The organism is Bacillus sp. 05T21, assembly GCF_056396785.1.
Window position 1 is genome coordinate 349,686 of record NZ_JBFTMD010000003.1, and the last position, 12,323, is coordinate 362,008.

Here is a 12,323-nt window from a genome sequence, read left to right on the forward strand (position 1 = left end):
TTTGCACATTTTTACGCTACATGTTATAAAAGTTCATTTACAGCGTAACAGTGTTATGTTACATTGTTATTAGGAAGGAGTGATATACAGTTGATTACAGATTTAATTTCAAAAAAAGATTTATTAGAGTTAACTGGTATTTCATACGGACAGTTATATAGGTGGAAGAGAAAAAATTTAATACCGGAAGATTGGTTTGTACGGAAGTCAACGTTCACAGGTCAGGAAACATTTTTTCCAAAAGAAAAGATATTAGAGCGTATTGATAAAATTCAAACGATGAAAGAGGATCTATCGCTTGATGAATTGGCAAATATGTTTTCACCAAGCGTAACAGAGATTCTTTTAGCAAAGGAAGATCTCATTCGTAAAGAAATTACATCAGAACCTGTTTTACAATTTTTCATGGAGCAAACGAACAAAATGGCGGATTTTCAATTTGCAGATATTCTTTATGTATACGTGTTAGAAGAACTTCTTCAATCAGGAGACGTTAGCTTAGAAGAAGGGAAAATGGTTTTACAAGTTTTACGTGAAAATTATGAAGCGATTAAACATAAAAATTGTGACTTAGTTATTATTCGGAAGTTAGGGATTTCTACAAGCTTCTTAGTATCAAGCGTTGAGGATTTAATTTTTGAAAAGGGAACAAAGATTGTTTTACGTGTAGCAATTATGAAATATACCGAAGCATTAAAAACTAAACTGTTGTAGTGGAGGAGAAATAATGCGTACAGAAAATTTAATTATAAACGGATATGGTTCATCAAACGGTGGAGAGTTCCATAAAGTGCAACTAAATGGAAAAGGAACTGTTAATGGAAACGTTGAGTGCGACCAATTTGAATGTAATGGTTACGGAATTGTTACTGGTGATTTGAAAAGTGGCGATGCGAGAATTAGCGGATCAGGTAAAGTTGAGGGTACAGTTAGTGCAGAGATGATGCGAATCGATGGGAAAGGGACAATTACACAAGATGTAAAGGCGACCACTTTAAAAATTGCAGGAAAAGGGACGATAGGTGGTAATGTAACTGGTGAAGAATTTAAGATCAATGGTCAAGCGACGATTGATGGTAATTGTGAAGTTGATATTTTTTCTTCAGAAGGACAATTTACAGTTGGTGGATTATTAAGCGCAGATGAAATTAATATAAATATTCATGGTACATGTAGAGCGAAAGAAATTGGTGGCCAAACCATTAAAGTAAAACATAGATTGAGTGCTTTTAGTAGACTATTTAAAACAGTATTTGGCTTACAGTTAGAAGCTGAACTGCTAGAAGGTGACAATATCGATATTGATTATGCTCACATTAAAACAGTAAGGGGAAACAATGTTACTGTAGGGCCGAACTGTGAGATTGAACTAATTGAATATACTGGGGTTCTTACTGTTGATAAAAGCGCAAATGTAAAAGAAATTAAGCAAGTTTAAGTTTAAAAGGGAGAGAGGAATCGGTATGGAAAATCAACATAGTCTTACTGTAAATGGATCGGGTAGCTCAGCAGGTGGAGATTATAACAAAGTAAAGATACGCGGCGAAGGAACAATCTCTAATCATATGAGTTGTAATGATTTTAAAACGTATGGTACGAGTGAAGTACGTGGCAATATGAAAGCGAAAAATTATGTCGTGTATGGAGATAGTGAAGTACAGGGGAATATGGAGGCGGAATATGTAAAAGTATATGGCAATGCCCAAGTACAAGGCGACGGACAAATTAATAAAACAAAAGTTAGAGGTATGATAGAATTTAAAGGGAAGCTATCCGGTGATTTCGTAGATGTGAAAGGCGCTTTAAATGTAAAGGGAGATATAGAAGTAGAGGAATTATTACTAACTGGTGGTCTTGAAAGTGATGGTTTGCTTAATGCTGAAAATATTGAAATCTCACTTCGTTATGAAGGAAGTAAAGTGAGAGAAATCGGTGGGAAAAAGATTACAGTACGTAAAAAATCGAGATTTATTCCTTTTACAAGTCATGCAGGAAGCCTTCAAACATCAATTATTGAAGGGGATGATATTTATTTAGAACATACAATAGCAGACGTAGTAAGAGGAAATCATGTTATAATTGGCCCTGGCTGTGAAATTAGTGTAGTAGAATATCACACTAGTTTTAATCAGAAAGGTAATGCAGTCGTAAAAGAACATAAACAAATATAAGTAGTATGAGGGAGAGCAAGGTTATGGTTGAGAAGAATAATAAGCTCGGTTTTGTTGTGGCGGGCTTATTGCTAGGGATTTTAATGGCATCAATGGATAATACCATTGTCGTAACAGCGATGGGAACAATCGTTGGTGATTTAGGAGGCCTTGAAAATTTTGTATGGGTCGTTTCTGCCTATATGGTCGCAGAAATGGCAGGTATGCCGATTTTCGGTAAACTATCAGATATGTATGGTAGAAAGAGATTCTTTATTTTCGGTTTAATCGTCTTTATGATTGGTTCGGCACTTTGTGGAACTGCTGAAAACATTACACAGTTAGGTATTTATCGTGCCATTCAAGGTATTGGCGGCGGGGCACTAGTGCCAATCGCATTTACTATCGTTTTTGATATTTTTCCTCCAGAAAAGCGCGGGGAAATGGGTGGTTTATTCGGAGCAGTATTTGGTTTATCAAGTATTTTCGGGCCATTACTTGGCGCATATATTACGGATTATATTAGCTGGCACTGGGTGTTTTATATTAACTTACCACTTGGGATTTTAGCACTTATTTTTATTACATTATTTTATAAAGAGTCACGAGTTCATAGAGAACAAAAGATTGATTGGTTTGGCGCAATTACTTTAGTTGGTGCAGTAGTTTGTTTAATGTTCGCCTTAGAATTAGGCGGACAAAAGTATGATTGGGATTCTAGCTTTATTTTAAGTTTATTTGCTGGGTTCGCTATTTTAGTAATTGCTTTTATTGTTATTGAACGAAAAGTAGAAGAACCAATCATTTCATTTGAGATGTTTAAACAACGTCTATTCGGAATGAGTACAATTATTGCCTTATGTTACGGGGCGGCATTTATGTCAGCAACTGTGTACATTCCGTTATTTATTCAAGGCGTATACGGTGGTACGGCAACAAACTCAGGTTTATTGTTATTACCAATGATGTTAGGATCAGTAGTTACAGCACAGTTAGGTGGATTTTTAACATCGAAACTTAGCTACCGAAACATTATGATTATTTCTGCTGTAATTATGCTAATCGGATTATTCTTATTAAGTACATTAACGCCAGAAACAAGTCGTATATTATTAACAATTTATATGGTTATTATCGGTTTTGGAGTTGGTTTCTCATTCTCTGTACTAAGTATGGCTGCTATTCATAACTTCGGTATGGAGCAACGCGGTTCAGCGACTTCAACGAGTAACTTCATTCGTTCATTAGGTATGACACTTGGTATTACAATCTTCGGAATGATTCAAAGAACTGGTTTCCAGGATCAATTAGAAGAATCGTTTAAAGGTATGAGCGGGGGAATGAATACAAACGCTTTAGGAGATTCAAGAGCTATTCTATCAGAATCGGCAAGATCTCAAATTCCGCCGCAAATATTAGATAAAATTATTGAAGCTCTCTCTAGTTCAATCGTTCAGACATTTATGTGGGCGTTAGTCCCCGCAAGTTTAGCGTTCGTATTCGTTTTCTTTATGGGAAATGAGCGCATGGTATATAAAAAAGAACAAAACAAGGTGAAAAGTGAAACATCAAAAGCATAAAGAAAAAGCTCCTTTCAATTTTGAAAGGAGCTTTTTCTTATGTACGGAGTCGAATTAGCCTTCGATAATTTCGTATTCTTCGTCTGCTAATAATAAAATTTGTGTTTTCTTACCTTTGTTTTGAACTTCGATTACATCATATGTACCTAAGTCTCTTAGCTTGCTTTGAGAAGCGTTAACCATAACTTCCATAGAATCAATTAAGATATCTTCTTCAACGTATGATTCAGGTAATGCCATATCTTCAGTATCTAATACACATGTATATAGATTTTGTAAGTTCTCAGCAGTTGGGTTTTGTTCCTCAACATCAATGATGTTTTTTACTGCTTCCATATTTTCTTCTTTTACTTGATATACTTTAATTTTAGTCATTGTTTTAATCTCCTTTATTACGTAATCTTAGAGGCTGCACCTCATTATAACGCTTTTTCATTGAAAGATGAAATTGTTATATGTATTTATAGTAAAAATTATGTGTTATTACTTATTATTGGTGTAATTTCCATATTGATGTTAGGCGTAACTAATTATATCCTTACGCTAAAATTATATTGTCCAAGCTTTTCATATATCCCGCTCATATTATGTGTATTAGATAAAAACATATAGGGAAGGGATTGAATGTAAGTAGATTGCGAGCCGAAATGAAATTGTCAATGTTGTCAAACTAGTATATGTGAATTTTTACAAAGTCTAGAATCTTTTACAAAGGTTTAGAGTATCGTAATAGCTGGAAACGAAATCGTTGTATCTTATTTCCTTTCATTTAACAAGATGAAGGGTATCGTGTCATTTGTACAAGAAGACGATGAGGTAATATTTGTAGCTTGTTCAAAAATTGATGCGATTCGAATAGGGAAAGTTTGTAGTTGTAAAACGAAAGTTAAATTTATTGAAGAGGAATTCCGTTTACTTGGAAATGTTTGTCCACATTGTTTAACTGAGGGAAGTACACTATTCTTCGATTTTAATAACCCTGAATTAAGTTTATCTTTACAGGCAAAAATGATTGATCCACCTAGATGTGTTGAATTTTTAGATGAGATTGGGAATGTAGTAAAGCAAATTACTATAGTAGGTGAAGCGATTGTTTCTAAAGATTTGGTTCTAGTACCTGAACTGTTAGATTTTCGATTAATTTTATCGGATACAGCTGGGAATCCTTTGAAATTTGGATTGCTATTTATTAATTTCCCTGATGTTACTTATATTATTATTTTAGCATCAAGCGGATATCTTTCCATTTCGAACTGTTTAAAAATAGAGAGTGGAACTAGTAATGCCGAAATAGAAGAGATGAAAAAGATGATAATGAATGACAATAATACGTACAAGTCAATTATTAAGTTGACTAAAATATATAAAAATGGTGCGACGGAATCTTTTATTTCTAAGAAGGAGTTATAACGTATCTATTGATTAACCCTCTTAGTTAAAATTGTATGTTTCGAAAAAATTTATAAAATAATAAAAAACATTACTTTGTTATTATTTACGGAGAACATTTTTAATTATATAAAAGCTCATTTGTAAGTATTCGAAAAACTATATAAAAGTACATGCTTAATAGTAGCTTCAGAACAGAAGAAGTCATTTTGGAGTCGCTTGTTGAGTAAATAAATTAAAATTGCATAATAAAAAAGTTCACTCCTTCTATAAATGTAGATAAGGAGTGAACTTTTTTATCCTTTTCGGCAAGAAGACTCCATCTGATTTGTGTTACGGGTGAAACCCAACAATTCAGGTGGAGTCTTCTTGCCGTCAGTCAATAGGCTGAACTCTTTTGTTTCGTTCATAACAATTTTTTGATGGGGAACATTCGTTTCTTTTTGTCTTACGATATAATCTGTAGTAGATAAGGAGGGAATATATCGTAAGACAACGAAATTGGATAATAATCATTCGGTTACTTGAGCAAAAAGGAATTAAGATGAAGACCATGTTCACATTTAGTTCCGTTTAGTTCCAAATATTGATTTGTCAAAAGTAATTAACAGTTACAAAAGTGTTAGTTCTCGTTTCGTGAAACGAGATTTCCTAAGATAAAACATTATCTTAGGAAAGAAATAATTTTAATGAACTCTCTGAGAAAGGTGGTGAAAACAATGACTAAAAAGAGAGCAGTGAAAGTATTACGTAAACAAAAAAAAAGAGAAAACATGCAACGATTCACTCAGAAACAGAATATTGGACGAGCGTGCCTCACAGCAAAAGAATTCCGCTTACTGCAACGCATGTCACATAGTTCAAAAGCGTTGCGAAATGTTGGATTGTACACGATTAAACAAAGTTATTTGAACCATAATAAAATGGCTACTGTAAAAGAAGTGGACACTGCCATGCAAACCGATATGAACTACTGGGGCATTCAATCAAACTCTGTTCAAGCGATTCGTAGAGCCTTATTTACAGAAGTGAAGAGCTTTTTTAAAGCATTGGAACAGTGGAAGAAAAAACCTGAAACCTTCACAGGTCGTCCTAGGTTTCCGAATTATTCTCGTTCAAATGACAAACGAATCATTGAAATCTATCAAGTTCCAAAAGTGGATGATAACGGGTATTGGATGATTCCGATGAATGTTGCATTCAGAAAAAAATTCGGTTCCATTAAAATACGTATGCCTAAAAACTTAAGAAATAAAAAAATCTCCTACATTGAGATTGTACCGAAGCAAAAAGGTCGGTTCTTTGAGGTGCATTACACATATGAAATGCACGTTTCTCAAATGAAGAAACAATCCACGACTACTAGTAACGCTTTGAGTTGCGATTTAGGTGTAGATAGATTATTAAGTTGCGTAACAAATACAGGTGATGCATTTTTAATTGATGGAAAAAAACTAAAATCCATTAACCAGTACTTCAACAAAATGATACGTAATCTCCAACAGAAAAATATTGAAAACGGACTTTCAAAACGAGTTGTAACGAATCAAATGGCTGCACTTTGGCATAAACGGGAAAGACAAATAAATGGTTACATTTCACAAACTGTAGGCTTGTTGTTCAAAAAAGTGAAAGCATGCAACATAGATACGGTTGCCGTAGGGTATAAGGCTGGTTGGAAACAAAAATCTGATATGGGAAAAAAGAATAATCAAACATTTGTTCAAATCCCATTTCATAAACTGATTTCAGCAATTGAGAATAAATGTGTAAAAGAAGGTATCCGATTTTTAAAACAAGAAGAAAGCTATACTTCAAAAGCTAGTTTTCTAGATAAAGATACGATTCCAGTTTGGTCTAAGGATGATAGAACTCATTATCGTTTTAGCGGCAAACGGATCACTCGTGGTCTGTACCAAAGTAAAGCAGGGAAATGTATTCATGCTGATATTAATGGTGCATTGAATACATTGGAAAAATCGAGAGTTGTAGAATTGGATGACAATCTCAAAGTGAAAACGCCGATTCTATTAGAAGTGCAAAAACGTAAGGCTGTTGCTTCGTGCATAGCTTAGTGGGTGCGTCAGCCATCCATGTGTACTCGACTTGTCGGGGCTTGTAGCACACGCCGGAGTCATCTGAGTGGTGGCTTCTTCCACAAGGAAGAATTGCTCTTTTTCGAAAGGGTGGTGCAAGTGGGGAAACGATTGTTCGTTTCTAGTACCAACCAAAAACATACTTGGGGTGTTACTGTAAGGTGGCATGAATTCTAGAGCGTCAAACTATCTAGCGATAGACGAAAAGACCTAGAGTTCTAACTCAAGCCCCCACTGAAACGTTTCAACTCAGTGGGGGTAGTTGACCAGTTGGTGTATATATCTTGTTTTTTATGTTATATTTATTCTTTTTGGATTTCAAATGAAATTTCTTTAGCTGCTTTTAAAGCTATTTTTTTAGCTTCTGTTTTAAAATAGGATGCTGCTAAAACGTAGCCACATCGATGTCCCATTGATGTAGGTGGTTTTAAGACAGTTCCTTTTTTAGGTTTTATATAAACTTTCTCTACACCAGGATATTTAGAACTACGGTTCTTTCCTGTAACTCGAATTAGTTTTCCTTTAGATTTAACTGTTAGGTAATGAGTGTATACATATTTATGATGTTTTTTATTTAGTGAAGGTTTATTTCCTAACATTAACTGAATAGTCTCTTGCACTAAGTTGATTCCATGTCCAATTTCAATTATATCATTCATTGCTCCACCTGATATTCTGGGGTTTATCTCAATTAATTTCCAATCATTATTTATTCTCCGGAGTTCTAGATGACAAGCTCCATTTTTCATATTAAAAGCCTGAATAACAGAATTAACTGCATTGAAAAGACTATTATATAGACTTTTGTCTACCTGTCCTAGTAAAGAATAACCAGTAACAATAAAACGTTCAAAGAGTGTAATTTCTTGTTCAATTACTGCTATAATATGGACTTTTCCATTTTGAACTAAAATTTCGACTAAGTACTGAGGTCCATCTACATATTCTTCAAGAAGAATTTCTTCATTAGGTAGTTTTTTTAAAAGACTTTGTATAGATAAAATTAATTGATTTTTATTTTTTACTAATAATACATCTTTTGATCCTGATGATTTAGGGGATTTCACAATAAGAGGGAAATTTATCTTTTTATTTTTTTTAAGAAAAGATGATAATGGTTCTGTTGGTTTGTAAATTAAATAGTTGAGTGAGATTGGTAAATCTTTAAGGACATTACGAGTTAATATTTTGTTTTCCATCCGATAGATAGCTTCAGTAGATACAATATTTGAGCAGAATTTTTCTGATAAACGTGCAGCCAGATAAACAAAGGGGTCAATAAAACTAAAGATCCCTTTTATGTTCTTTCCTGATTTATTTAATTTTTCAATTGTTGTAATTATATTATCATAATCATTTATATCGGTGAAAATCATCTGATGTACATCAGGGAATGTATCACGTTCTTCAATAAATTTTGTTTTTTTTGTTAACAAAACTGTAAAGAAATTAAGTTTTTCAGCTGCTTTGATTGCTTCCCTACTTGATCCAGATTTATTTGTTTCAATAAAAACAATAGTATCCATCTTATGCCACCCTAACCTTAATTATTTTATAAACCCTTAGATATAATATTTCTATAGGTAGAATATTAAAATGAGGTTAAGCTTGTTCTGGATTTTTCGAAAAATGGTTGAATGAAGGAGAACATGAATATATATATAATGAAGTTGATATTTGTTTTGAAAAAGATCTTTAAAAAGAGGGGAAGAGGAACCGATATGACTATAATTGGTATGCTTCATCATCGGAAAGATCCGAATGTCGTAAAGAAAGCATATACTTATGCTGCTGTAGCCAAAGCTGAAGGTATAAACTTTTTTTATTTTACTTTAGGGAAAGTAAATATAGAAACTGAGAAAATTTTAGGTAAAACTTATGAAAATGGTAAGTGGGTTGAACAAGAATTTTCTTTTCCTGATGTTATTTATAATGCAAGTGTTCATGTTAGTGATAAAAATCAGCAAATTTTTGATTATTTATATGATAAAGTTCCGTTCACAAGTCATTCAATTGGAGATAAATTAAGTGTATATAACAGAATAAAAAAAGCAGGGGAATTTAAGCAATATCTTATTCCTTTTTATGAATTAAATGATGTTAATAAGTTTTTTGACATGATTAATCGTTATGAAAAACTTATTATTAAACCAATTTCTGGACATCAAGGTAAGGGTATTATTTTTATTGAAAAACATGGGATAAATTACAGTATGAATGAGTCAGAACAAATTTCACTTATTAATAAAAAACAATTACTAAGTTTTTTGTCTGATAAGATTCAAGAGAAAGGTTACATAGTTCAACAGTTTATTTCATGTCAAATGAAATCTGGTCATGTTTATGATTTTCGATTGCATGTTCAAAGAAATGGAGAAGGAAAGTGGGTTATTACTTCAATATTCCCGAGAATAGGTCCATTAGGAAGTGTTGTATCAAATATGGCTAGCGGTGGTTATAGTACTTATTTAGATATTTTTTTAAAAACGGAGTTTGATAACGATTGGTATAATGTTCAAAGGTATTTAGAACGATTTGCGGTAAGTTTTTCTAACCATTTTAATTCTTTATATGAGGATGTATTATTTGATGAGTTAGGAATTGATGTTGGGATTGATGAAAACCAAAAATTGTGGTTGTTTGAGGTGAATTGGAGACCAGGCGTACCTAATATATTTAATCTTGAATTAGATGTAGCTAGAAATTTAGTTCACTATGCTAGATACTTAGCTGATAAACATAAATAAGAAAAGGAAAATAGAAATATATATATATAAACAGAAAATTACGAATTTAAATAAAGTGTAAAATAACTCCAAAATATACAATAGAAGTTGCTTTTGGAGTTATTTTTTGTTTACTTCACTTTTTTCCCCTTCTGTGAATCAGATAAAGCCTTTAAGGCTTCATCAAATTTCCGTCTGGTATGCGCCCAACAGCCGCTAGTCCATCAAATGATTTACGTAAATAGGTCACCCCTTGTACAAGATATACTTTTTCAATTGACAGATGATTATATAAATCGAGGGATTGGCTATAGTATTTTCTATAAAGGAGACGTCGTATGCGGTGCATCATCGTATGGTATTTATGATGATGGGATTGAAATTGAAGTTGCTACCGATCTGGATCATATAAGAAAGGGATGGGCGAATGTAGTTAGTGCAGCTATTATATTGGATTGTTTAGAAAAAGGGAAATACCTAAACTGGGCTGCAGTGAATAATACATCTGCTAAACTTGCAGAAAAGCTAGGATATGTTTTTGATAAGACGTATGATACTTATTTTGTGAATAATAGGTAATTGAACGAGTTTGTACGAATTGAATTGTACAAAATAAAAAGGCTAGAAAATCCAATTAAATTAACATCAATTAGTCCTTTTTTATAATTACAAATATAAAATATCCAAAGATAATTTTACCTAAACTAAAGGCATTAAGAGAGATGTTAATTAATAGTATTAGAGGGGAGAACAACGACAAGATTGTTTTCAATAGAAGTATTGATAAATTCTATTGGAAAAGGTAAGAGGAAAAAAACGATATGAATTAAAGATGAAGTGATCCCACAACAATTTGGGTATAAAAGCCGACTTTATTAAGTCGGTTTTTATTTTTTAATAATAAGGTGCTACCAATATTAAATTGCAGTTGTATAGATATTATGAAATGAAGAAATCAATAAAGTTAAATTTATCTGTTTTAATAAATTTGAGAATAGATTTTTTGAAAGTTTCTTTGAAAATATGGTTATCTTTTTTACTACGGAACTTAATTAACATATCATTTTATTCTCCCACGATGAGAGTTAATAAATTTTATTTTTTATCGGTAAATACTCATAAAAACTCAGTATATTAAGTTGTGTATATTTGACTATTAAAGGGAAATTACTCTTTTTTTTGTAAATGATAAAAGTGACTATGATACAAACCCACGCATTAATAGAAGACAAACATATACAGTATAGAGAGTTAAAAAGCTCTAAATTTTTCATATAAAGGAGATTATAAAATATGAGTGAACAATGCCCAATTAATGTACCATGTCAGGTAGCGGGACAAACCCAAACACCATTAAGTGATGCTGCAGCAACACCAATTACTACTCCAGGAGCACCAATCGTAAAAATACCAGTTGTATTAGCGGAAAGAACAATTCAAATTGTTGTAGAAGCCGATGTTCCATTAGATCCTCCAGCAACTGAGATTAAACGTGTCTTAAAAAATGTATTTTTAACACAAGGTAAGTTAGTTCCTGTAGCATTTACTCCGGTAGTTGGTACACCTTACAACCGAGTTACAAGAGGAAAATTATTTGTACAAGGGTATATTCGTAAAAATATTGAATATGCAAATGATGAGTGTAATGGAGTTCTATATGATCGCATTGCAAATGTTCCATTTTCTGGTTTTGCAGATCTAACAGAAGCTGATTTTCTATCACTAGCTTTAATAGCTGCTTCTTCAGACACTACATCTCATTTTATTAATCCTAACAACGGCGATTTACCACGTTTAGATAAATACTTCTTCCAAAATTCAGTTTTTTATAACGAACAACCATATGTCGAATTAGTAAGTGCTCAATTTTTCGAATTAGACTTTTCACCTTGTCCAACAGAATTAAACGAGCCATTTGGAACTCTTCGTGAAAAAATTGTACTAGACCTTACTTTAAAAGTTTTACAAGTACAACAAGTACAAGTATAAGACTAAAAAAGCATTGTCTTTAATAAAAAGACAATGTCTTTTTTATTATTATAAAACATATATAATGATGGAATGGTCGCGTACAAAAAGCATATTTTTATGAATTTCATCAGATGGGGGGATGGTGATGAATAAGCCATGGGTTGGTAAGGAAATATGGAACAAAGTTTACAAATGGAAAATGCTGAATGTTCAAGATGATTCGCGCGAAATAAGAGAAAAAAAGGAAAGTAAAGAAACAGAGTCAAAAAAAGAAGAAAAAGCAATTGAATTAGAGGAAGAAAGTGAAAAAACTAGATCAGCAAAAGAAGAAAAAGCAATTGAATTAGAGAAAGAAAGTGAAAAAACTAGATCAGCAAAAGAAGAAAAAGTAATTGTATTAGAGAAAGAAAG

9 protein-coding genes and 4 pseudogenes are annotated in these 12,323 nt (G+C 32.6%); 11 read left to right on the forward strand and 2 right to left on the reverse strand.

The features are described from left to right. The first annotated feature begins 90 nt into the window (after positions 1-90). From AC1DKZ_RS10425 to AC1DKZ_RS10440, 4 genes are read left to right on the forward strand one after another with little or no spacing between them, the layout of a single operon-like run. Complete coding sequence (locus AC1DKZ_RS10425) at positions 91-714, forward strand: YhbD family protein (protein ID WP_429688355.1); 624 nt, start codon at positions 91-93, stop codon at positions 712-714. 13 nt (positions 715-727) lie between these two features. Further along, positions 728-1,438 (forward strand): bactofilin family protein, encoded by a 711-nt coding sequence (locus tag AC1DKZ_RS10430; protein ID WP_242309453.1) that lies wholly within the window; start codon positions 728-730, stop codon positions 1,436-1,438. A 25-nt stretch (positions 1,439-1,463) separates the two neighbouring features. Continuing rightward, positions 1,464-2,171 carry a polymer-forming cytoskeletal protein gene (locus AC1DKZ_RS10435; RefSeq protein WP_219302706.1) on the forward strand — a complete coding sequence of 236 codons (708 nt, stop codon included), beginning with the start codon at positions 1,464-1,466 and terminating at the stop codon, positions 2,169-2,171. 23 nt (positions 2,172-2,194) lie between these two features. Next, positions 2,195-3,730, forward strand: a complete 1,536-nt coding sequence (locus tag AC1DKZ_RS10440) for an MDR family MFS transporter (RefSeq protein ID WP_476996161.1) — start codon at positions 2,195-2,197, stop codon at positions 3,728-3,730. Between the two features lie 54 nt (positions 3,731-3,784). Here AC1DKZ_RS10440 and AC1DKZ_RS10445 read toward each other — a convergent pair whose 3' ends face one another. After that, a complete protein-coding gene (locus AC1DKZ_RS10445; RefSeq protein ID WP_002032538.1) occupies positions 3,785-4,105 on the reverse strand; it encodes a hypothetical protein in 321 nt (106 codons plus the stop codon). A gap of 300 nt (positions 4,106-4,405) precedes the next feature. On the opposite strand from AC1DKZ_RS10445, the pseudogene AC1DKZ_RS10450 reads away from it, so the two are divergent. The 3 genes and pseudogenes from AC1DKZ_RS10450 (at position 4,406) to AC1DKZ_RS10460 (ending at position 7,194) form a co-directional block, all read left to right on the forward strand. After that, positions 4,406-5,140 (forward strand): annotated as a pseudogene (locus tag AC1DKZ_RS10450) (BC_2878 family exosporium-associated protein). 522 nt (positions 5,141-5,662) lie between these two features. Further along, positions 5,663-5,817: pseudogene (locus AC1DKZ_RS10455) on the forward strand (transposase); the annotation flags it as partial. A 21-nt stretch (positions 5,818-5,838) separates the two neighbouring features. Then, positions 5,839-7,194 carry an RNA-guided endonuclease TnpB family protein gene (locus tag AC1DKZ_RS10460; RefSeq protein ID WP_476996162.1) on the forward strand — a complete coding sequence of 452 codons (1,356 nt, stop codon included), beginning with the start codon at positions 5,839-5,841 and terminating at the stop codon, positions 7,192-7,194. A 323-nt stretch (positions 7,195-7,517) separates the two neighbouring features. Here AC1DKZ_RS10460 and AC1DKZ_RS10465 read toward each other — a convergent pair whose 3' ends face one another. Next, the gene (locus AC1DKZ_RS10465; protein WP_002084978.1) at positions 7,518-8,741 is read right to left on the reverse strand and encodes an ATP-grasp domain-containing protein; all 1,224 of its coding nucleotides are present in this window, start codon (positions 8,739-8,741) and stop codon (positions 7,518-7,520) included. A gap of 123 nt (positions 8,742-8,864) precedes the next feature. On the opposite strand from AC1DKZ_RS10465, the gene AC1DKZ_RS10470 reads away from it, so the two are divergent. From AC1DKZ_RS10470 to AC1DKZ_RS10485, 4 genes and pseudogenes are all read left to right on the forward strand, one after another. Beyond that, positions 8,865-9,962, forward strand: coding sequence for a YheC/YheD family endospore coat-associated protein (locus AC1DKZ_RS10470; protein WP_033708463.1), 1,098 nt, complete (start codon positions 8,865-8,867; stop codon positions 9,960-9,962). A 249-nt stretch (positions 9,963-10,211) separates the two neighbouring features. Next, positions 10,212-10,520: pseudogene (locus AC1DKZ_RS10475) on the forward strand (GNAT family N-acetyltransferase); the annotation flags it as partial. 714 nt (positions 10,521-11,234) lie between these two features. Beyond that, positions 11,235-11,930 (forward strand): CsxC family protein, encoded by a 696-nt coding sequence (locus AC1DKZ_RS10480; RefSeq protein ID WP_002065863.1) that lies wholly within the window; start codon positions 11,235-11,237, stop codon positions 11,928-11,930. 127 nt (positions 11,931-12,057) lie between these two features. Beyond that, positions 12,058-12,323, forward strand: a pseudogene (locus AC1DKZ_RS10485) (BC_2427 family protein); the annotation flags it as partial.